The organism is Rhodococcus aerolatus (assembly GCF_054783215.1).
In genome coordinates this window covers 143,794-165,172 of sequence record NZ_BAAGQZ010000001.1, presented here as the reverse complement: position 1 = coordinate 165,172, position 21,379 = coordinate 143,794, and the positions used below count along the sequence as shown (strand labels likewise).

The following is a 21,379-nucleotide window of genomic DNA, read 5'->3' as shown; positions in this document are numbered from 1 at the left end:
AGGAGGTGGGGCGGTGACGGACGTCGGCACGGCGGGGTCGGGGCGCCCGCTGGGAACCCTGGGCTCCCAGCACGTCCCGCTCCGCGACCAGGTCCTCACCGCGCTGCGCCAGCGCATCGTGGACGGTGACTACCCACCCGGTGAGCGGCTCACCGAGGACCGCCTGGCCGCGGACTTCGGCGTCTCCCGCAACCCGGTGCGGGAGGCGCTGCGCGTCATGCACGCCGAGGGCTTCGTCGAGCTCGTGCCCCGGCGCGGCGCGTTCGTCGCGCTGCCCGACGTCGGCGCGGTCGCGGACATGTTCGCGGTGCGGGAGCGCCTGGAGACGTTGGCCGCCCGGCTCGCGGCCGAGCGGGCCACCACCGCGGACGTGGCCCGGCTGCGCGGTCTGCTCGACACCGCCCGGGAGGCCACGACCAACGACGACCTCGCGCGGGTGGCCGAGCTGAACTCCGAGCTGCACCTGGAGATCATCGCGATCACCGGCAACCGGTGGCTGGCCTCGATGGCGGGCGCGCTGTACCTGCAGGTGCGCTGGGTTTTCCGCATCGGTGCCGCCGAGCGTGCCCCGCACTCCTGGCAGGAGCACATCCGGCTGGTCGACGCCATCGCCGACGGCGACCCCGACGCCGCGGAGGCCGCGGCCGCCGCGCACGTGCACGCCGCCTCCGAGGCCGCCCTCACCCGCGCCGAGGCCTGAACCCGCTGCGGCGCAGCGCCTCACCGGCCGACGGCGTAGCCCTGCATGCCGCGCGGGTTGGCCCCGGCGCTGAGCAGCCCGGTGGCCGGGTCCCGACCCACCGCGCACATCCGGCCCAGCGTCCACGCCCCCGACGGGCGCACCTCGTGGCCGCGGGCACGCAGACCGTCGACGACGGCCGCGTCGAGGCGGTCCTCGGCCACCAGCACCCCCGGCTCGCTGCCGCGCGGGTAGAACGAGCCCGGGAAGCTGGTGGTGTGCCAGGTGGGGGCGTCGATCGCCTCCTGCAGCGCCTGCCCGCCCACCAGGTGGCGCAGCAGGAACAGCAGCTGCCACTGCTCCTGCTGGTCCCCGCCGGGGGTGCCGCACGCCAGCACCGGGACGCCCTCGCGCAGCACCATCGTCGGGCTCAGCGTGCTGCGGGGGCGCCGGCCCGGCACCAGCGAGGACGCGAGACCCGGCTCGAGCCAGGCCATCTGCAGCCGGCTGCCCAGCGGGAACCCCAGCGCGGGGATGGTGGGCGAGCTCTGCAGCCAGCCACCGCTGGGGGTGGCGGAGACCAGGTTGCCCCACCGGTCGACGACGTCGACGTGGCAGGTGTCGCCGCGGGTCACCCCGTCGGCCTGCACCGTGGGCTCGCCGGTGCTGGGGTCGTCGGGCTCCGGCTCCGGCGGGGCCGCCCCGGTGAGGCGGGACGCCAGCACCGGCTCGCGGCCGTCGGGCCGGCCCGGGCGCAGCTCGCGGGAGGCCTCCGGGCCGACCAGGCGGGCCCGCTCGGCGGCGTAGCCGGGGGAGAGCAGTGTCGCCAGCGGCACGTCGGCCACCCCGTCGCCGCGGCTCTCGCCGTACCAGGCCTCGCGGTCGGCCATCGCGAGCTTGAGCGCCTCGGCGACGGCGTGGGCCCCGTCGACGGTGCCGGGGTCCAGCGCGGCCGGGTCGCCGAGCGCCTCGAGCACGGTCAGGGCCTGCAGCCCCACGGGTCCCTGGCTCCAGGGCCCCACCTTGGCCACCGTGTGCCCGAGGACGTCCGCGGTGGCCGCCGGCTCCCAGGTGGCGGAGAACCCCGCGAGGTCGTCCCCGGTCAGCAGCCCGGGGTGCGCGGCGCCGCTGGAGTCCTGGAAGGACCGCACGGAGAACGCCGCCACCGCCTCGGCCACGAACCCCTCCCGCCAGGCGCGGCGGGCCGCGTCGACCTGCACGGCCCGGTCGGTCCCGGCGGCCTCGCCCTCGGTGACGAGGCGGGACAGCGTGTCCGCGTAGGCGGGGTTGGTGACGAGGCTGCCGGGCGTGGGCGGGCGGCCGTCGCGCAGCCAGTGCTCGGCCGACGTGGGCCAGGCCGTGGCGAACAGCTCGTGGACCCCGGCCACGGTGGCGCACACCCGTTCCAGCACGGGGTGGCCGTGGCGGGCGTAGCCGATGGCCGGCTCGAGCACCTGCGCGAGGGTCATGGTGCCGAGGTCGCGCAGCAGCAGCAGCCAGGCGTCGACCGCCCCGGGGACGCACGCGGCCAGCGGCCCCGAGCCGGGCACCAGGTCCAGCCCCAGCAAGGTCAGGTGCTCGATCGTGGCCGCGGCGGGGGCGGGGCCCTGCCCGGCGAGCACCCGGGGGGTGGGGTCCGCGGCGGTGGCGACGATGGCGGGCACCTCGCCGCCGGGTCCGTTGAGGTGCGGCTCGACGACGTGCAGCACGAACCCCGCGGTGACGGCGGCGTCGAAGGCGTTGCCGCCCCGCTCGAGCTGGCCCATCGCGGCCTGCGAGGCGATCCAGTGGGTGGACGAGACCATGCCCACGGTGCCCTGCAAGGTGGGGCGGGTGGTGAAGCTCATGCGGGCCTCCCGGCCTCGGGGACGGTGGTGGCGCCGGTGTCCCGGACGTCGGGGCCGGTGCCGTAGGCCGAGACCAGCAGGCACGCCGCCCCTCCCGAGTCGAGCGGCACCACGGGCGGGACCTCGGAGCGGCACCGCTCGACCGCGACGGGGCAGCGGGTGTGGAAGCGGCAGCCCGGGGGAGGGGCCATGGCCGAGGGCAGGTCGTCGCCCAGCAGCACCGGGGTGCGGGAGCGCTGCCGCGGCGGGTCGGCGACGGGTGCGGCAGCGAGCAGAGCCTGGGTGTAGGGGTGCGCGGGACGGGTGAAGACCCGCTCGCGGGAGCCGGTCTCGACCAGCCGGCCGAGGTACATGACGGCGATCTCGTCGGCCAGGTACTCCACGGCGGACAGGTCGTGGGTGATGAACAGGCAGGCGAACCCGAGGTCGCGCTGCAGGTCGGCGAGCAGGTTGAGCACCGAGGCCTGCACCGAGACGTCGAGCGCGCTGGTCGGCTCGTCGGCCACCAGCAGGTCCGGGGAGGACACCAGCGCCCGGGCGATGCTGACCCGCTGGCGCTGCCCGCCGGAGAGCTCGTGCGGGTAGCGCTGCGCGACCTCCGCGCGCAGCCCGACCCGGCCCAGCTCCTGCGCCACCCGGGCCTGCCGGTCGCGCCGCGAGGTGCGGCCCGGGGCCAGGCGCAGCGGCTCGGCGACGAGGTCGCCGACGAGCATCCGCGGGTCGAGCGAGCCGCCGGGGTCCTGGAACACGATGGAGACGTCCTGGCGGTGACGGCGCAGCGCACGCCGGGAGAGGTGGGTGACGTCGGTTCCCGCCACCCGCACCGTGCCCGCGGTGGGCTCGACCAGGCGCACCACGGCACGGCCGACGGTGGTCTTGCCCGAGCCGCTCTCCCCCACCAGTGCGGTGACCTGGCCGCGCGGGATGCGCAGGGAGAGGCCGTCGACGGCCCGCACGGGCCCGAAGTGGACGGCCAGGTCCTCGACCTCCAGCGCGGCGGGTGCGGTCGCGGCGGGGTCCGGGTCGCTCACGGTCGGGGCTCCTCGTCGTCGGTCACCGGGTGCCAGCACGCCACCGGGTGCCCCGGCGCGTCGGCCGGGGGCTCCAGCGGGGGCCGCGACCCGGTGCAGGTGGTGTCGGCGGCGGCGCACCGCTCGGCGAACGTGCACGCGTCGGGCTGCTCGGTGAGCACCGGCACCAGGCCGGGGATCTCGGTGAGCCGGTCGCTGCCCGCGTGGCGCCCGGGCGCGGGCGAGGCCGCCAGCAGCCCGGCGGTGTAGTGGTGGCGGGGGTGGGCGAACAGCTCGTCGACCCCGGCGCGCTCGACGACCCGTCCGGCGTACATCACCACCACGCGGTCGGCGACGTCGGCGATGACCCCGAGGTCGTGGGTGATGACCAGGACGGTCGTGCCCAGGCGGTCCCGCAGCTCGCGGAGCACGTCGAGGATGCCGGCCTGCACGGTGACGTCGAGCGCGGTGGTGGGCTCGTCGGCGACCAGCACGGTGGGCTCGCACGCCACCGCCATCGCGATCATCACCCGCTGGCGCATGCCGCCGGAGAGCTGGTGTGGGTACTGGTCCACCCGCACGGCGGCCGAGGGGATCCCGACGAGCTCCAGGAGCTCCACGGCCCGGGCCCGCGCCTGCTTCCGGGACGCCCCGGTGTGGACCTGCAGCACCTCGCCGATCTGCCGCCCCACGGTGAGCACGGGGTTCAGCGAGCTCATCGGCTCCTGGAAGATGTAGGCGATGTCCTTGCCGCGCACCCCGCGCAGGGTCCTGCCGGGCGCGCCGACGAGCTCGGTTCCGCGCAGCCGGACCGAGCCCTGCACCCGGGCGCTGCGGGGCAGCAGGCCCGCCAGGCTCATGGCGGTGACCGACTTGCCGCAGCCGGACTCGCCCACCACGCCGACGACCTCGCCCGCGCCGAGCGTGAGGTCGACCCCGTCGACCGCGGACAGCGGGCCGTTCTCGGTGTCGAAGGTGACCGAGAGGCCCCGGACCTCCAGCACGGGGTTCTCGACCGCGGAACGCACCCGCTCCTGCCCGGCGTGTCCCGCCGACGTGGCGGACGTGGCCGGGCTCACCGGCGCGTCCCCCTCGGGTCGAGCGCGTCGCGCAGGCTGTCGCCGAACACGTTGAACGCCAGGGCGAGCACCATGATGGTGACGCCCGGCAGGATCGCCGCCCACGGCGCGCGCGCGGCGAACTGCTGGGCGCTCGCCAGCATGGTGCCCAGGCTGGGGTCGGGCGGCTGGATGCCCAGGCCCAGGAAGCTCAGCACCGCCTCGCCGAGGATGGCCACGGGGATGGCCACGGTGGCCTGCACCAGCACCACCGAGGTCGCGTTGGGCAGCACGTGGCGGGTGAGCACCCACAGGTCGCCCGCGCCGTCGACCACGGCCGCGGCGACGAAGTCCAGCGAGCCGAGCCGCAGCGTGTCCGCCCGGACCACGCGGATGATGCCGGGGATCTGCGAGATGCCGATGGCGATGGCGGCGTTGCCGAGGCTGGCCCCGCGGATGGCGGCCAGGCCGACGGCGAGGATGAGGAACGGGAACGCCAGCATCAGGTCGGTCAGCCGGGAGATCAGCCCGTCGACGGCCTTGAAGTAGCCGGCCACGAGGCCGAGCGGGACCCCGATGCCGAGGGCGACGACGACCGCGAGCAGGCCCACCTCGAGCGAGGCGCGGGTGCCGAGGATGATGCGGGAGAGCACGTCCCGGCCCAGGTCGTCGGTGCCGAACAGGTGCCCGGGGGTGCCCGGCGGGGACAGCGTGGCCGCGAAGTCGGTCTGCTCCGGGGGGTAGGGCGCGAGCCACGGTGCCGCCACGGCGACGACGACGGCGAGCAGCAGCACCACGGCGCTGGTGACCGCGAGCGGGCTGCGCCGCAGCCGGCGCAGCACCCGTCCGCGTCCCACCCGGCGGGCGGGGCCCGCGGCCACGGGCTCGTCGGGCCCGGCCGGCGCGGCCACCCGGGGGGTCTCCTTCTCGAGCGGCACGGTCACACCGGCGCCCCTTCCACCCGGATGCGGGGATCGATGACGGAGTACAGCAGGTCGACGAGGAAGTTGATGACGATGTAGGCCGCGGCAGTCACCAGCACCACCGCCTGGATGACGGGGTAGTCGCGCTGGAACACCGCGTCGATGGTCATCTTCCCGAAGCCCGGCAGGCCGAAGATCTGCTCGGTGACCACCGCGCCGGAGATGAGCCCGCCGAGCTGCACCCCGACGATCGTCACCACCACGATCAGGCTGTTGCGCAGGGCGTGCCGGCCGATGACGGCCGAGGGGGACAGCCCCTTCGCGGTGGCGGTGCGCACGTAGTCCGTGCCCAGGGAGTCCAGCATGGACGACCGGGTCTGGCGCATGATGATCGCCGCCAGGCCCGTGCCGAGGATGACCGCGGGCAGGACCAGGTGGTACAGGTTGTCCACCGGGTCCTCGCCCAGCGGCACGAAGCCCGAGGCCGGGAAGATCCCGGTCGCGACGGACAGGTACAGGATCGCGACGAGGCCCAGCCAGAAGTGCGGCACCGACAGCCCGACCAGCGCGACGCCGTTGGCGACCCACTCGGAGAACCGGCCGCGCCGCACCGCGGCGAGCGTGCCCGCGCCGACGCCGAGCAGGGTGGCCAGCACGATGGCCAGCACCGAGAGCTCGATCGTCACCGGCAGCGCGGTGGCGAGCATGTCGCTCACCGGGACCCCGGTGCGGATCGAGACCCCCAGGTCGCCCCGCACGGCGCGGCCGACGAACGTCGCGAACTGCACCCAGACGGGGCGGTCCAGGCCGTACTCGGTGCGCAGCGCGGCCAGCGCCTCGGGCGACCGGTCCTCCCCGGCGAGCGCGAGCACGGGGTCACCGGGCAGCGCGCGCACGCCGAGGAAGACCACCACGGTCGCGAGCACCAGGGTCAGCAGGGACTGCCACGCCCGGGTCCAGAGGTAGCCGGCCACGCCGCCCCCTACTTCGCGAGCCCGGCGAAGGCGACGCGGATGACGCCGTCCGGGAACACCTGCACGCCCTTGGCCGTCGGGCCGACCCCGGTGAGGTTCGACTGGCGGTAGAGGTAGACGATCGGGTCGTCGGTGTGCAGCAGGTCGGTGACCTGGCCGTAGAGCCGCGCCCGCTCGGCCGGGTCCTGCGACTGCCGGGCCTGGGTCAGCAGGGCGTCCATCTGCGGGCTGCTGTAGCCGGCCACGTTCTGGCTGCCGCCGGTGCCCACGAAGTTGGTGGTGTTCGCGTCCGGGTCGACCCGGCCCGACCACCCCAGCTGCAGGGCCTGGAAGTCGCCCCGGTCCTGCTGGTCGAGCAGCGAGGCGTACTCCACGGGCTGGATGGTCAGGTCGAACCCGCCGTCCTTGACCATGGCCTGCAGCGCCTGGGCCAGCCGCAGGCTGTCGGGGTTGTTCGAGGTGATCATCGAGACCGGCACGGGCGTGGTGACCCCCGCGTCGGCGAGGAGCTGCTTGGCCTTGGCCGGGTCGTGCGGCGGGCAGGCCTGCGCGGCGTCGGAGCTGAGCTCGGTCGACGGGGCGATGGGGGAGCAGGCCGGGGAGTTCAGCCCGTTGAAGACCACCTTGACCAGCGCCTCGCGGTCGACGGCGAGCTCGAAGGCCTGGCGCACCCGCGGGTCCTGGCCGGTGGGGTAGGGCACGGGCCCGACGGGGTTGCCGACGCCGTTGGCGTTGCCCACGTTGAACGTCACGCCCTGGTAGCCGAGCGAGGTCGACTGCAGCACGGTCAGCGACGGGTCGGCGCGCAGCTGGTCGACGTCCTGCGCGGAGACCGAGTCGGCCACCTGCACGTCCCCGGAGCGCAGGTTGGCCGCGCGGATGTTGGCGTCGGTGATGATGCGGTAGGAGATCGAGTCCAGGTGGACCTTCGCCGCGTCGTAGTAGTTCGGGTCCTTGACCAGGTCGATCGAGTTCTGCGGCACGCGGTCGGCGAGCTTGAAGGGTCCGACGCAGGACGGCGCGGTGGCGAAGTCGGCCCCCAGCGCGGCCGTCGTCGCGGGGTTGAGCACCATGCCTGCCCGGTCGGCCAGCGCCGCGGTGAGCGGGGCGAAGGGCTGGGAGAGGGTCACGACGACGGTGGTCGGGTCCGGCGCCGTGACGCCGGTGACGGGTCCGAGCTCGCTCTTGCGGCCGGAGCCGGGGAGGGTGAGGTTGCGGTCGAACGTGGCCTTGACCGCGGCGGCGTCCATGGGGGTGCCGTCGGAGAACTTGGCGTCGCTGCGCACCGGGATCGTCACCGTGAGGCCGTCGGGCGAGGTGGTGGGCAGCGCGGTGGCGAGCTGCGGCACGATCGTCGAGCTCTGGTCGACGTCGTAGAGCTTCTCGCACATCGCGTGGAACACGTAGCGCGAGTACAGGCTCCGCGACAGCGTGGGGTCGAGCTTGTCCGGATCGGCGGAGAGCGCCATGACCAGCCGGCCACCCTGCTGCACCTGGTCGGCGGAGACGGGCTCGCCGTAGGAGGCGGTGGCCGAGGCGGCCCCGCCGGCGTCGGTGCCCGCGGGGGTCACCGAGGAGCAGGCGGCGGCGGTGGCGGCGAGCAGGGCGGTCGCAGCCGCGCCCACCACGACGGGGCGGGGGCGTCCGGGACGTGCGGTCATGGGGTCTCCAGGCGTGGGGCGTCGGGCGAGACGTAAAACGTATGTTGTATACGAGGAACGGCACAAGGGGTGGATCATCTGGAAACACAGCCGCAACAGCCGTGGCCCGGGCGCGCGGTCAGCGGGCCCGCCGGGCCGGGCCTTCGAGCACCGACCACGAGAAGTCCGTCGGCGCGGGCGCTCCCAGCACGACGACCACCCGCAGCACGTCGCTCCCGGAGTTGCGCAGGTCGTGCGGCACGCCGGCGGGGGCCCGCAGCGCGTCCCCCGGACCCAGCTGGTGGACCGCGTCGCCGAGCCGCACCGTGGCCGTGCCCGCGCAGACGAGGTAGAGCTCCTCCAGCGGTCGCTCGTCGCCGTGGGCGTGCACCCCCTCCGAGGCGCCCGGGTCGAGCTCCCACTGCTGCACCGCCACCGGCAGCGCGCACGTGTCGACGAAGGGCCACCGCACCCGGACCTCGCCGTCCCCGCCGTGCAGCCGGTGGGCGACCCAGCCGGCGTCGCCGGGGGAGACCTCGCCGCTCACGCGTCCCGCCAGCCGTCGTGGTGGCTGAGGTCCTCGGCGCCGGCCAGCTCCGCCGCCTCGCCCAGGTAGCCCAGGGCGGACGAGCCGTCGGCGAGGCGCACCGGACCCCACCGCAGCGGCGGGCCGACCTCCCCGGCCAGCTCGCCGAGGCCCTGCGCGGGCACCTCCCACTCCTCGACGGCGAACCCGCGGGCGGGGCCGTCGCCGGGGACCAGGGCGGGGCGGGGCACGCCGTCGGGGACGCGCAGCATGCGGTACCCGCCCGCGGTGCGGGTGCGCCGCAGCAGCCGCCCGCCGCGGGAGACCAGCAGCCGGTTGAGCGGCAGCCCGGACAGGTGCGCCCCGGCCACGACCACGGTGGGGCCGTGGGGCACCTCGGGCACGAGCTCGCCGCACCACACCGACGCCAGGTCCAGCAGCGGCCCGTCGGCGAACGCGGGGGCCACCAGCTGCACCCCGAACGGCGGGCCGTCGTCGCGGGACCCGGCGGGCACGGCGACGGCGCAGAGGTCGAGCAGGTTCGCGAAGTTGGTGTAGGTGCCCAGGCGGGTGTTGGGGCCCACCGGGTCCGCCGCCACCTCGGCCAGCGTGGGGTGGCCCGGCGCCACGGGCAGCAGCAGCGCGTCCACCCGGTCCCACGTCGGCCGGGTCCGCGCCCGCAGCGCGGCCAGCCGGTCCTGCGCGCGGAAGGCGTCGGCGGCGAGCAGGTCCCGCCCGCCCCGGACGATGTCGGCGACGGTGGGGTCGAGCGCGGCCTCGTCGACCGCGCCGCCGAGCAGGTGGCCGACGGCGACCCAGCGCTCGGCGACCCAGGGCCCGCCGTAGAGCAGGGTGGCGGCCTCGAGGAACGGGGCGAGGTCGACGGGCACGAGGTGCAGGCCCACGGCGCGGGCCCGGGCCAGCGCGGCCTCCCAGGCGCCGCGGGCGGCGTCGTCGAGGTCGATCGGGCCGGCGGGCACACCGACGGTGGTCATGCGGCGCGCGACCCCCGGCGGGAGCGCGACGGGGGCGGAGCGCGAGTACGGGTCCGCGGGGTCGGGGCCCGCCAGGACGGCCAGCGCGGCCCGGGCCTCGGCCACCGTGCGCGTCATGGTGGTGACGCAGTCCAGCGAGCGGCACGCCGGGAGCACCCCGGTCGTCGGCACCAGGCCCCGGGTGGGCTTGACCCCGACGAGACCGTGGAACGCCGCCGGCACCCGGCCGGAGCCGGCGGTGTCGGTGCCCAGCGCGAGCGGCACCACCCCGGAGGCGACCGCCACGGCGCTGCCGCTGCTCGACCCACCGCTGACGTGCTCCGGGTGGCCGTGGCACGCCGGGGCCCCGAACGGGCTGCGGGTGCCCACGAGCCCGGTCGCGAACTGGTCCAGGTTGGTCTTGGCCACGGGGACGGCCCCGGCCGCGACGAGCCGGGCGACGGCGGTCGCGTGGGCGGCGGCGGGGGTGTCCAGCGCGGGGCAGGCCGCGGTGCTGGGCAGCCCGGCCACGTCGATGTTGTCCTTGACGGCGAACGGGATCCCGGCCAGCGGGCCGTCACCGTGGCGGGCGTCGGGGGCGGTGGCGAGGAACACCGGGAGGCCGACCTCCCGGGCCCGGGCCAGGGCCCGCTCCGCGGCCGTGCCTGCTGGTGCCCCTGCCGCCGTCGCTGCCGTCGTGCCCGTCTCCTCCGTCGTCGTCACCGCTGTCCCCACCGCTCCCGCTCCGCGTCGAACGCGGCACCACGCCGCGCCCGGAAGGTCTCGATCTCCGCGCCGTGCTCGGTGAGCAGGGCGCGCTCCTCCGCGAGGGAGAAGGTGGCGGGCTCGTGGTGCAGCCCGGTGCGTCCGGAGTGGACCCCGGCCCGCAGCTCGGCCAGCTCGTCGGCCGAGACGGGGACGAAGCGCAGCCGGTCGAACGGGCGCAGCAGCCACGGCAGCTCGTCCGCCCCGGGCAGCAGCCGCCACACCGGCACCGTGCGGCCGACCAGCTGGTAGCCCCCGGGCCCCTCCATGCCGTACACGCACAGGTAGACGCCGCCGATGCCGACCGCGTTCTGCGGGGTCCACGTCCGTGCCGGGTCGTACTTCGTCGTCACCAGCCGGTGGCGCGGGTCGATCGGGACCGCCACGGGCGCACCGAGGTACACGTCCCCCAGCCCCAGCACGAGGTACGTGGCGGCGGTGAGGACGTCGAACACGGCGTCGCGGCCGCGCAGGTCGTTGATGCGCCGGATGAACTCCACGTTGTCCGGGCACCACGGCGCGTCGGGCCGCACGGAGCGGGTGTAGCGGGCCATCGCCTCGTGGGCGAGCGGGTGGTCCAGGCAGACCGGCAGGGTCACCTCGCGCACGTCGAGGGTGACCTCGGCCGGGTCGGGCACCGCGAGGGCGAGCTCGGCCAGCAGCGCGCCGAGGTCGGCCGGGTCCAGCCGGGCGGGGTCGACCTCCACCAGCAGCGAGCGCACGCCCTCCACCATCTCGGTGATGCCGCCCGTGCCGACGGCCGCCGTGGTGCCGTCGGGGTCCGGCGTGCCGGGCACGCGCTCGCGCACCGCGGCGGCGAGCAGGTGCACCCACACCCGCACGGCCAGGTCGAGCACCGCAGGCCCGGCCTCGACGAGCACGTGCCGGTCACCCGCCCGGCGCACCACGAGGTCCGGCCGGTGCCCCGCGCCGGGCAGCTCGACGAGGGCGGCGGGGCGGTCGGTCGGGCCGGGGTCGGGGACGGCGCCCGGGTCGGTCCCGGTGGGGACCTCGCCGCGCAGCCGCGCCTCGGGCAGCGCGGTCGCGGCGGCGCGGGGGTCGGCCGCGAGCCTCGCGCGCTCGGCCGCGGCCGCCGCCGCCCGTGCGGGGGTCACCGGCACCAGGCGCACGGTGTCCCCGGGTCGCAGCTGGGCCAGGGCCCAGCGGTCGGCGGTGACGACCACGCACGGCACGACGAACCCGCCCAGGCTCGGCCCGTCCGGTCCGACGACGACGGGCGTGTCCCCGGAGAGCATGATGCCGCCGACCGGGTAGGCGCTGTCGTGGATGTTCGACGGGTGCAGGCCGGCCTCGCCGCCGTCGGTGCGGGCCCAGCCGGGGCGGGGCCCGACCAGCCGGACCCCGGTGCGGTCGGCGCGGTGGTCCACCGTCCAGGTCGCGGCGAGCAGGTCGGCCATGCCGGTCTCGGTGAGGTGCTCGGGTGCGCCGTGGGGGCCGAGCACCACGCGGAGCTCCCGGGCCGAGGTGAGGCGGGGCAGCAGCAGGTCGACGTCGAGCGGCGGGCCCAGGTTCTCGCGGCGGCCCAGCGCCAGGACGTCGCCCGCGGCCAGCGCCCGGCCCTCGTGCCCGCCGAGCTCGCCGAGCAGGAAGGTGGCGCGGCTGCCCAGCACGGGGGGCACGTCGAGCCCGCCGAGGACGTGGACGTAGCCGCGCATGCCCGGTGCGCCCACGGGTCCCACGCGCAGCACCCCGCCGGCGGGCACGGTGGTCACGACGCCCGGGCGCACCGGGCGGCCGTCGACGGTGGCCCCGGTCAGCGCCCCGGTGAGGCAGACCAGGGTGCGGGTGTCGAACACCAGCTCCGGGCCGGTCACCACGCACTCGAGGCAGGCGGCGCCCGGCTCGTTGCCCAGGGCGAGCGCACCGAGGGCGGCCGACAGGTCGTCCCAGGCCCCGGAGGGCGGCAGGCCGACGTGCCAGAACCCGGTGCGGCCGGGCGCGTCCTGCACCGTGGTCTGCAGCCCGGGGGAGCGGACGGTGACGGTGCCGGACCCGACCACCGCACCCGCCGCGGCCGCGGCCACGGCCGTCACGCCGGCTCCCGGACGACGACGCGGACCGGGGTGGGGTCCCAGCCGTTGCACGGGTTGTTCAGCTGCGGGCAGTTGCTGATGAGGACGACCACGTCGCGCGCCGCCGTCATCGTCACGAGTCGGCCCGGGGCGGAGAGCCCGTCGGCGAAGGTCAGCCCGCCCTCGGGGGTGAGCGGGACGTTCATGAAGAAGTTGATGTTGTGGGTGAGCAGCCGGGCGGTGATGCCGACCTCGGCCCCGGTGCGCAGGAACGTCTCCCGGCACGCGTGCTGGTGGCGGGTGTGCTCGCCGTAGCGGATGACGTTGGACTCCTGCGAGCACGCCCCGCCGAGGGTGTCGTGGCGGCCGACGGTGTCCTCAGTGATGGTGGCCAGCACGTCGAGGTCGACCGACAGCAGCTGCGAGCCGGTGGTCAGGTAGGCGGCGGCCTGCTCGCGCAGGGTGTCCACGGCGCTGTAGCGGTTGGTCAGGTCGTGGGCGTCGTAGAGCAGGGTGTCCGCGGCCTGGTTGCCGTGCAGGTCCACGATGGACAGCGACGAGCCGGCCGGGACGAGGTGGACGAACCCGTCCCCGGAGTCGACGTCGGCCTCGAGGACCAGGCGCCCGCTCACGCCAGCACCCGCTGCGCCTCGAGCAGCGCCCGGGCGCTCTCCTCGCGGAAGTCCCGGGGGCCGTCGTCGGGTGCGGCGGTGGCGCCGACCTCGACCCGGACGTCCGCGGGGGCCCAGGTGGGGTCCATCGGGTGCGGGGCGGTGGAGAGCACGGCCAGCAGCGGCACCTCGGCGCGCAGCACCACTGCGTCGCCGGCGCGGGAGTGCCCGGGGGTGAACGAGAGCGCCCCGTCCGCCGCGACGGCGACCCGGCTGAACAGGTTGACGCAGGCGTGCAGGTCGGCCCGGTCGCGGCCGTGCTTGCGCAGCTCGGAGAGCAGGCCGGTGCGGGCGGAGAGCCGGCGGGCGTTGCGGTCGGCCTGGTAGGAGGTGGCGGGGAACCGGGCCAGGTGGGCCTCGGTGGAGTGCCCGCACACCGCGTCGTGCCAGTCCAGGGTGGACGCGGTGACCGAGGCCAGGCCGACGCCGCGGTCGCTCATGAGCACCATCGGGGCGTGCACCCGGGCGCTCATCTGCGCCTTGAGGGTGTCGGGCAGGTTCATCCGGTCGGTCTCGTGGTCGGCGCGCAGCAGCAGCAGGCTGACGTTCGCGCCGTCCCCGAGCGCGGTCAGCCGCAGCTCGCGGCCGGGCCGCACGCGGACCGACCAGGCGGCGCCGCCGGGCACGACGTGGGTCTGGGTGGGGGTCACGGTGTCCTCCTGGAGGGAGGGTCCCGGGTGCGCGGCACGCGGCCCGGGGCCTGGTGTGGCCTCCCGGGCTTTTCCCCCGCCGTGGAACGGGCATGGAGCACGGTGCCCGCCTGCATCTCTCGGACCAGGCCCTCCCTCGCGGGAGGCGGAACCCTAGACGCGCCCTGCCTCGTCAGCAGGTCGTGGACCACTCCACCGTCACGGTGTTACCGGGCCCTGCCCCCGAGGTGACGATCGTGTTTCGCCCCCGGACCCGCAGGTAGCGGGCTACCTGCGCGCCGGCGGGCGGCGCGAGCAGCAGGTAGCCCGCTACGTGCGGGGGGAGCGGGGGGTCAGGCGGGGACGGACGCCACGCCGGCGGGCAGGAAGCGGTGCCCCGTGACGGCCTCGGAGACCCCGGTGCGGTCGAGGTAGGGGGTGATGCCACCGTTCCAGAAGCCGAACCCGCCGCCGAGCAGCAGGCACAGGTCGATGTCCTGCGGCCCGGCCACGACCCCCTCGTCGAGCATGATCGCGATCTCCTCGGCCAGCGCGCGGCGGGCCCGGTCGAGCACCTGCTCGGCCGTGGACGGGGAGTCGCCCTGCGGCCAGGCGGCGGCCACCTCCGGGTCGACGCTGGGGGTGCCGTCCGCGCCCCACGTCCACACCCCGGGCTTGCGCGCGTCGACGAGAGCGCGGAACCCGGCCGAGTCGGAGAACCGCTCCGGGTAGGCGCCGTGCAGGGTCTCCGCGGTGTGCAGCGCGACGGCCGGGCCCACGAGCTGCAGCAAGGTGAACGGGCTCATCGGCATGCCCAGCTCGGCCACCGCCCCGTCCGCGACGTCGAACGGGGTGCCCTCGTCGACGCAGGCGATGACCTCGCCGAGGGCCCGGGTGACGAGCCGGTTGAACACGAACGCCGGCTTGTCCGCGGCGAGCACGCACGACTTCTTCAGCGCCCGCCCGGTGGCGAACGCGGTGGCCAGGGTGGCGTCGTCGGTCCGCTCGCCGCGCACCACCTCCAGCAGCGGCAGCACTGCGACGGGGTTGAAGAAGTGGAAGCCGACGACCCGCTCGGGATGGGCGAGGTCGGCGGCCATCTCGGTGATGGACAGCGACGAGGTGTTGGTGGCCAGCAGGCACTCCGGGCCGACGTGCTCCTCGAGCTGGGCGAGCACCGTCTTCTTGACGCCCATCTCCTCGAACACGGCCTCGATGACGGAGTCCGCACCCGCGAAGGCCGCCTTGTCCAGCGAGCCGGTGACCAGGGCGGTGAGCCGGTTGGCCTTGTCCGGCGAGATCCGGCCCTTGCCCTGGAGCTTGGCGATCTCCTCGTGCACCCAGCCGACGCCCTTGTCGAGGCGGTCCTGGTCGAGCTCGGTGAGGATCACCGGCACCTCGAGGCGACGGACGAGCAGCAGGGCGAGCTGGCTGGCCATGAGCCCGGCGCCGACGACGCCGACGGTGGTGACCTTCCGCGCGAGGGCCTTGTCCGGCGCGCCGGCGGGACGCTTGGCCCGCTTCTGCACCAGGTCGAAGCTGTAGAGCCCGGCGCGGAGCTCGTCGGCCATCAGCAGGTCGGCCAGCGCCTCGTCCTCGGCCGCGAACGCGGCGTCGAGCGAGGCCGGGTCGGTCAGGTCGACCTCCCGCGCCCGCTCCAGCAGGTCGAGCGCCCGCACCGGGCCGGGGGCGAAGCCGTGGGTGCGGCCCTCGACGACGGCGCGGCCACGGGCGATCGCGTCGTCCCACGCCTGCCCGCGGTCGATCTCGGGACGCTCGGGGACCACGGTGCCGTCGAGCACCTGCGCCATCCAGGCGAAGGACCGCTCGAGGAAGTCCGCCGAGTCCAGCACCACGTCGACCAGGCCCAGCCGGGCGGCGGCGGTGGGGGACAGGGTCTTGTTCTGGTTCAGCGCGTTCTCCAGCACCACCTGCACGGCGGTCGAGGCGCCGAGCAGGTTCGGCAGCAGCTGCGTGCCGCCCCAGCCGGGGACCAGGCCCAGGAAGCACTCGGGCAGCGCCAGCGCCGCGGCGTTCGCGGCCACGGTGCGGTAGTGGCTGTGCAGCGCCACCTCCACCCCACCGCCGAGGGCGGCGCCGTTGACGAAGGCGAACGTGGGCACGCTCGACTCCCGCAGCCGCCGCAGCACCCGGTGGCCCAGCCGGCCGATCTCCAGGGCCTGCTCGCGGGTGGTGATCGACGGGACCCCGGACAGGTCCGCGCCGACGGCGAAGATGAACGGCTTGCCGGTGACCGCGACGGCGACGGGGTCGGCCGCGAAGGCCGCGTCGAGGGCGGCGTCCAGGCTCTCCAGCCCCGCGGGCCCGAAGGTGGACGGCTTGGTGTGGTCGAACCCGTTGTCCAGCGTCACCAGGGCGACGGGACCGTCGACGCCGGGCACGCGCAGCACCCGGGTGCGGGCGTGGGTGACGACCTCGGCGTCGAAGGCGGTGGTGGTGTCCTCGGTGGTGGTCACTGCTGCTCCCCCTGGGTGGCCGCGGTCGGGTCGTAGGACGGGTTCTCCCAGATCACGGTGCCGCCCATGCCGATCCCGATGCACATGGTGGTGATGCCGTAGCGGACGTCGGGCCGGGCGGCGAAGTGGCGGCTGAGCTGGGTCATGAGGCGGACCCCGGAGCTGGCCAGCGGGTGACCGCAGGCGATGGCGCCGCCCCACGGGTTGACCCGGGGGTCGTCGTCGGCGATGCCGAAGTGGTCGAGGAAGGCCAGCACCTGCACCGCGAAGGCCTCGTTGACCTCGAACAGGCCGATCTCGTCGATGGTGAGACCGGCTCGGGCGAGCGCCTTCTCGGTCGCAGGGACCGGGCCGATGCCCATGACGGCCGGGTCGACCCCGGCGAAGGCGTAGCCGACCAGTCGCATGCCGACGGGCAGCCCGAGCTCGGCGGCGGTGTCCTCGCCGGCGAGCAGGCACGCGGTGGCGCCGTCGTTGAGCCCGGCGGCGTTGCCGGCGGTGACGCGGCCGTGCGGGCGGAACGGGGTCCCCAGCCCGGCCAGGGACTCCATCGTGGTGCCCGGCCGGGGCGGCTCGTCCGCGGTGGCCAGGCCCCAGCCCTGCTCCACCGAGCGGGTGGCCACGGGCACCAGGGTGGACTCGATGTCGCCGCGCTGCGCCGCCGCCTCGAAGCGCTGCTGGCTGAGCACCGCGTAGGCGTCGGTACGCTCCTTGGTGAGGTGGGGGTAGCGGTCGTGCACGTTCTCCGCGGTGTTGCCCATGACCAGCGCGGAGGGGTCGACGAGCTTGTCGGCGAGGAAGCGCGGGTTGGGGTCGACGCCCTCGCCCATGGGGTGGCGGCCCATGTGCTCGACCCCGCCGGCGACGACGACGTCGTAGGCGCCGAACGCGATCCCGGCCGCGGTGGTGGTGACGGCGGTCATCGCGCCCGCGCACATCCGGTCGATGGCGAACCCGGGCACCGACTGCGGCAGCCCGGCGAGCAGGGAGGCGGTGCGGCCGATGGTCAGGCCCTGGTCCCCGGTCTGGGTGGTCGCGGCGATGGCGACCTCGTCCACGCGCTCCGGGGGCAGCTCGGGGTGGCGGCGCAGCAGCTCGCGGATGGCCTTGACCACGAGGTCGTCGGCGCGGGTCTCGGCGTACACGCCCTTCGGGCCGGCCTTGCCGAACGGGGTGCGGACCCCGTCGACGAAGACGACCGAGCGGACGGCGGCGGGGCGCGCGTCGGCGGGGACGGACGTGTCGGGGGCTGGGGTGGCGGGTGCAGCCACGGGGGTCCTCCTGCAGGGCTCGGGACGCACACCTGCCGGCGTGCGCGCCGAACCCTAGCCGGGGGCTACTGGCCGGTAACTTGTGGCCCGGCCGGAGCCGGGCGGGCCGCCAGCGCGGCGGTCAGCCCGTCGAGCAGCAGCTCGCGCTGCCACGCCCGGGCCCCGCCCGCCGCCAGCGCCGCGTCGACCTCGGCCGTGGTCGGGGGCCCGCCGTCGGGACCCGCCGGGGGCTCCCAGCACAGCCGGCGCAGCAAGTCGGGCAGCAGCAGGTTCTCCACCGGCACCCGGTGCGCCTCGCTCGCCGCGGCCAGCACCGCCCGCGCCGCGGTCAACCGGGCGTGCGCGTCGGGGTCGCGGTCGGACCAGCGGTTCACCGGGGGCGGCCCGTCGTGCCGGGGCGAGGCGGGGGGCAGCTCGGCCTCGGGCAGGGTGCGGGCGCGCTCGAGGGCACCGAACCAGGTCTGCGCCTGGCGGCGCTGCGCGCGCCCGGAGAAGATCCGCAGCGAGGTCAGCGCCGCGACGTCCGGCGGGTCCTGCGCGGCGGCGTCGGCGATGGCGGCGTCCGGCAGCACCCGGCCGGGGGAGATGTCACGCTGCGCGGCGACCCGGTCGCGCTGCTCCCACAGCTCCCGGACGGCGGCCAGCTGGCGGGGCCGGCGCAGCTTGTGGATGCCGGACGTCCGGCGCCACCGGTCCGGCTTCGGCGCGGGCGGCGGGGCGAGGCGGACGTGCTCGAACTCCTGCGCGGCCCACTCCGTCTTGCCCTGCGCGGCCAGCTCGGCGGCGAGCGCGTCGCGCAGCTCGACGAGCACCTCCACGTCCAGCGCGGCGTAGGTGAGCCAGTCGGCCGGAAGCGGCCGCGTCGACCAGTCGGCGGCACCGTGGCCCTTGACCAGGCCGAGGCCCAGGACGCGCTCCACGATCGGGCCCAGGCCCACCCGCTCGAACCCGGCCAGCCGACCGGCCAGCTCGGTGTCGAACAGCGAGCGGGGGTGCAGGCCGAGCTCGGCCAGGCAGGGCAGGTCCTGGCTCGCGGCGTGCAGCACCCACTCCGGGCCGTCGAGCGCGGCGGCGAGCGGGGCCATGGCGTCGGCGGTGGGGATGGGGTCGACGAGGAACGTGCCCGCCCCGGCGCGCCGCAGCTGCACGAGGTAGGCCCGCCCCGAGTACCGGAAGCCCGACGCGCGCTCCGCGTCCAGCGCGACCGGCCCGGTGCCCGCCGCGATCGCGGCGGCCGCGGCGGCGAGCCCCTCGGCGGTGGTGACGACCTCGGGCACCCCGTCCGCGGGCACGAGCAGCGGCGTGACGGCGGCCTGCCCGGCCGCGTCCCCGCTGGCGTCCGCAGGCGTGTCCCCGGTCGTGTCCGCCGTCAGGTCCCCGGTGGCGTCCCCGGGGGTGGGCTGCCCGGGCCCGGGCGCTGTGGTGGGAGGCACCGGCGAGACCCTACGCACCCGGACCCCGCCCGGTGCCCGCCTCACCCGATGAGCCCCGCCCGCAGCGCGAGCAGCACCATCTCGGCGCGGTCGCCGGTGCCGAGCTTGCCCGCCACCCGGGCGAGGTGCGCCTTGACCGTCAGCGGGGACACCCCGATGCGTCGGGCGACCTCGCGGTTGCCCGCCCCGCCGGCGACGAGCGCGAGCACCGCACGCTCCCGGCCGGTGAGCACCGCCGAGCAGGGCTCATCGCCCCGGCGGCGCAGCGGGGTGGCGTCCGGGAGCCGGTCGGCGGTGGTCACCAGCACCCCCTGCGCCCCCGCCGCGAGGGCCCGGAGTGCGGCCGCGGTGCCGTCCGGCGGGACCAGGACGAGGACCACCTCCCACCCGGCGCGGCGCAGCGTGGCGACGAGCCCGTCGGTCAGGGGGTCGGGCAGCGACAGGTCGACCAGGGCGAGCGCGCCCGGCCCGTGCAGCCGGGTGCACAGCGCCGCCTCACCCGCGCTGGCCGCCTCGATCACGGTGGCCCCGTGGTGCCGGGCGGTCGTGTCGACGCGCACCGCCGGGTCGTGGCTGACCACGAGCACCGTGGTGGGGCCCGGCGTGCGCGTCGCGGTGCTCGGCCGACCCACCGCGGCGGGTCAGCCCGGGTGGCGCACGAGCGGTGCGGTGCCCGCCGGGGCCAGCCCGGCGGCGTGCGCGAGGGCCGCGCAGAAGGCGCGGGCGTGGGCGTCGAGGTGGGCGTCGGCGGCCGTCCACGACGCCCGCAGCTCCACCTGGTGGGTCCGGGTCGGGCCGGCGATGTCGCCGAAGCGCACCGACGAGGTCGTGGTGACCGTCCCGCCCAGCGCGGTGTGCCTGGCGCCGTGCTCGCCGAGGGCGTCGACCAGCCAGCTCCACCCCACGTCGGGCAGCAGCGGGTCGGCGGCCAGGTCGGCGTCGAGGTCGGCCTGCACGTAGGCCACGAGCCGCAGCGTGCCGCCCCACGCCTCGTGGCCGTCGGGGTCGTGCAGCAGGATGAGCCGACCCGTCGCGCCGGCCTCGTCCCCGTCGCCGACCTCCGCGCCCAGCGCGTAGCTCCAGGGCGCCAGCTGCTGCGGGGGACGGATGGGGCCCAGCGCGATCTCGTCGCGGACCCGCACCGCGGCCAGCTCGGCCACCGCGGTCCGGAAGTCCGCGGGGGCGCCCGCGCGGGGTGCCGTGCCGGCCGGGGAGGTGCTCACCCGCGGGACGCTAGCGCCGGCGGCCCCGGCCGGGCCGCAGGCGCGCCGCGGGGACACCCCCCGGCGACCGGCGCGTGGCAGCATTGCCGCTGCCATGACCTCACCTGCGCCCGCCGCCCCGTCCCCCGCCCGTCGGTCGCTGCCCGACGCCCCGCTGCTGGCCGCGATGGGAGGTGGGACGCCCAGCCGCACCCCGGTGTGGTTCATGCGCCAGGCGGGCCGCTCCCTGCCCGAGTACCGCGAGGTGCGCCGCGGCACCGGGATGCTCGAGGCCTGCTTCACCCCCGAGCTGGTCTGCGAGATCACCCTGCAGCCGGTGCGCCGCCACGGCGTCGACGCGGCCATCCTGTTCTCCGACATCGTCGTCCCGCTCAAGGCCGCGGGGGTCGACCTGGACATCGTCGCCGGCACCGGCCCGGTCATCGCCGCGCCGGTGCGCACGGCCGCCGACCTGGCCGCGCTGCCCGAGCTGGCCCCCGAGCACGTCGCCCCCGTCGCGGAGGCCGTGGGCCTGCTCGTCGCCGAGCTCGGCGACGTCCCGCTCATCGGCTTCGCCGGCGCCCCCTTCACCCTGGCCTCCTACCTCGTGGAGGGCGGGCCGAGCCGCAACCACGAGCGGACCAAGGCCCTCATGCACTCCGACCCGCAGCTGTGGCACGCCCTGCTGGCCCGGCTGGCCGAGAGCACGGCGCTGTTCCTGCACGAGCAGGTGCGGGCCGGGGTCGACGCCGTGCAGCTGTTCGACTCCTGGGCCGGCGCGCTCTCCCTGGCCGAGTACCGCGAGTTCGTCGCCCCGCACTCCGCCCGGGTGCTGGAGTCGCTGGCCGAGGTGGGCGTGCCGCGCGTGCACTTCGGCGTCGGCACCGGCGAGCTGCTCGGCGCGATGGCGGAGGTCGGAGCGGACGTCGTCGGGGTCGACTGGCGGGTGCCGCTCGACGTCGCCGCCACCCGCGTGCCCCCGGGCACCGTGCTGCAGGGCAACCTCGACCCGGCCGTCCTGTTCGCCGGCCCCGCCGCGGTGGAGCGGGAGACCCGCCGCGTCCTCGCCGAGGCCGCCACCGCCCGCGAGCTGGGGTCCGGGGGCCACGTGTTCAACCTCGGCCACGGGGTGCTGCCCGACACCGACCCCGACGTGCTCACCCGCCTGGTGGAGCTCGTCCACGGCTCGTGAGCCCAGCGGACCCCGGCCCGGCGGGCCCGGGGGCCGCGCCGGGGCGGATCGCCGTCGTCGGCGGCGGTGTCGCGG

Annotated in this window: 18 protein-coding genes and 1 riboswitch; of the genes, 2 read left to right on the top strand and 16 right to left on the bottom strand. The window is 76.4% G+C overall.

Annotated features, from left to right (window positions below; genetic code table 11):
* Positions 1-13: 13 nt before the first annotated feature.
* Positions 14-700: a GntR family transcriptional regulator gene (locus tag ACYVOF_RS00990; protein ID WP_460863447.1), complete on the top strand. Its 687-nt coding sequence runs from the start codon at positions 14-16 to the stop codon at positions 698-700.
* Positions 701-720: 20 nt separating this feature from the next.
* On the opposite strand, the gene ACYVOF_RS00985 is transcribed toward ACYVOF_RS00990, so the two are convergent.
* From ACYVOF_RS00985 to ACYVOF_RS00910, 16 genes are all read right to left on the bottom strand, one after another.
* Complete coding sequence (locus ACYVOF_RS00985) at positions 721-2,526, bottom strand: gamma-glutamyltransferase family protein (RefSeq protein WP_460863445.1); 1,806 nt, start codon at positions 2,524-2,526, stop codon at positions 721-723.
* Complete coding sequence (locus ACYVOF_RS00980; protein WP_460863444.1) at positions 2,523-3,557, bottom strand: ABC transporter ATP-binding protein; 1,035 nt, start codon at positions 3,555-3,557, stop codon at positions 2,523-2,525. The genes ACYVOF_RS00985 and ACYVOF_RS00980 overlap by 4 nt, the downstream gene beginning before the upstream one ends.
* Positions 3,554-4,615, bottom strand: a complete 1,062-nt coding sequence (locus tag ACYVOF_RS00975) for an ABC transporter ATP-binding protein (protein ID WP_460863442.1) — start codon at positions 4,613-4,615, stop codon at positions 3,554-3,556. Before ACYVOF_RS00975 ends, ACYVOF_RS00980 begins: the two co-directional genes overlap by 4 nt.
* Positions 4,612-5,538: an ABC transporter permease gene (locus ACYVOF_RS00970; protein WP_460863441.1), complete on the bottom strand. Its 927-nt coding sequence runs from the start codon at positions 5,536-5,538 to the stop codon at positions 4,612-4,614. Before ACYVOF_RS00970 ends, ACYVOF_RS00975 begins: the two co-directional genes overlap by 4 nt.
* Positions 5,535-6,491 (bottom strand): ABC transporter permease, encoded by a 957-nt coding sequence (locus ACYVOF_RS00965; RefSeq protein ID WP_460863439.1) that lies wholly within the window; start codon positions 6,489-6,491, stop codon positions 5,535-5,537. Before ACYVOF_RS00965 ends, ACYVOF_RS00970 begins: the two co-directional genes overlap by 4 nt.
* An 8-nt stretch (positions 6,492-6,499) precedes the next feature.
* Complete coding sequence (locus tag ACYVOF_RS00960) at positions 6,500-8,152, bottom strand: ABC transporter substrate-binding protein (protein WP_460863437.1); 1,653 nt, start codon at positions 8,150-8,152, stop codon at positions 6,500-6,502.
* 118 nt (positions 8,153-8,270) lie between these two features.
* The gene (locus tag ACYVOF_RS00955; protein WP_460863436.1) at positions 8,271-8,678 is read right to left on the bottom strand and encodes a cupin domain-containing protein; all 408 of its coding nucleotides are present in this window, start codon (positions 8,676-8,678) and stop codon (positions 8,271-8,273) included.
* Entirely contained in the window at positions 8,675-10,354 is a 1,680-nt protein-coding gene (atzF, locus tag ACYVOF_RS00950) for an allophanate hydrolase (protein ID WP_460863434.1), read from the bottom strand. The genes ACYVOF_RS00955 and atzF overlap by 4 nt, the downstream gene beginning before the upstream one ends.
* Positions 10,351-12,450 (bottom strand): carboxyltransferase domain-containing protein, encoded by a 2,100-nt coding sequence (locus tag ACYVOF_RS00945; protein ID WP_460863432.1) that lies wholly within the window; start codon positions 12,448-12,450, stop codon positions 10,351-10,353. Before ACYVOF_RS00945 ends, atzF begins: the two co-directional genes overlap by 4 nt.
* Entirely contained in the window at positions 12,447-13,061 is a 615-nt protein-coding gene (locus ACYVOF_RS00940; RefSeq protein ID WP_460863430.1) for an urea amidolyase associated protein UAAP2, read from the bottom strand. Before ACYVOF_RS00940 ends, ACYVOF_RS00945 begins: the two co-directional genes overlap by 4 nt.
* A complete protein-coding gene (locus tag ACYVOF_RS00935; RefSeq protein ID WP_460863428.1) occupies positions 13,058-13,750 on the bottom strand; it encodes an urea amidolyase associated protein UAAP1 in 693 nt (230 codons plus the stop codon). The genes ACYVOF_RS00940 and ACYVOF_RS00935 overlap by 4 nt, the downstream gene beginning before the upstream one ends.
* 58 nt (positions 13,751-13,808) lie before the next feature.
* Positions 13,809-13,918, bottom strand: a riboswitch (guanidine-I (ykkC/yxkD leader).
* Between the two features lie 164 nt (positions 13,919-14,082).
* Positions 14,083-16,206, bottom strand: a complete 2,124-nt coding sequence (locus ACYVOF_RS00930) for a 3-hydroxyacyl-CoA dehydrogenase NAD-binding domain-containing protein (protein WP_460863426.1) — start codon at positions 16,204-16,206, stop codon at positions 14,083-14,085.
* Entirely contained in the window at positions 16,203-17,477 is a 1,275-nt protein-coding gene (locus ACYVOF_RS00925; RefSeq protein WP_460863425.1) for a thiolase family protein, read from the bottom strand. The genes ACYVOF_RS00930 and ACYVOF_RS00925 overlap by 4 nt, the downstream gene beginning before the upstream one ends.
* Positions 17,478-17,542: 65 nt before the next feature.
* Positions 17,543-18,910: an HRDC domain-containing protein gene (locus ACYVOF_RS00920; RefSeq protein WP_460863423.1), complete on the bottom strand. Its 1,368-nt coding sequence runs from the start codon at positions 18,908-18,910 to the stop codon at positions 17,543-17,545.
* Between the two features lie 41 nt (positions 18,911-18,951).
* Positions 18,952-19,542 (bottom strand): response regulator transcription factor, encoded by a 591-nt coding sequence (locus tag ACYVOF_RS00915; protein WP_460863421.1) that lies wholly within the window; start codon positions 19,540-19,542, stop codon positions 18,952-18,954.
* 9 nt (positions 19,543-19,551) lie between these two features.
* The gene (locus ACYVOF_RS00910; protein WP_460863419.1) at positions 19,552-20,133 is read right to left on the bottom strand and encodes a DUF3000 family protein; all 582 of its coding nucleotides are present in this window, start codon (positions 20,131-20,133) and stop codon (positions 19,552-19,554) included.
* Positions 20,134-20,227: 94 nt separating this feature from the next.
* Between ACYVOF_RS00910 and hemE the strand changes: the two genes are divergently transcribed.
* Positions 20,228-21,304 carry a uroporphyrinogen decarboxylase gene (gene hemE, locus ACYVOF_RS00905; RefSeq protein ID WP_460863418.1) on the top strand — a complete coding sequence of 359 codons (1,077 nt, stop codon included), beginning with the start codon at positions 20,228-20,230 and terminating at the stop codon, positions 21,302-21,304.
* The last annotated feature ends 75 nt before the right edge of the window (positions 21,305-21,379 follow it).

Excerpts from the sequence above, each read along its gene's own strand:
- hemE (WP_460863418.1), top strand. The coding sequence starts at position 20,228 with ATGACCTCACCTGCGCCCGCCGCCCCGTCCCCCGCCCGTCGGTCGCTG.
- ACYVOF_RS00985 (WP_460863445.1), bottom strand. The coding sequence starts at position 2,526 with ATGAGCTTCACCACCCGCCCCACCTTGCAGGGCACCGTGGGCATGGTC.
- ACYVOF_RS00960 (WP_460863437.1), bottom strand. The coding sequence starts at position 8,152 with ATGACCGCACGTCCCGGACGCCCCCGCCCCGTCGTGGTGGGCGCGGCT.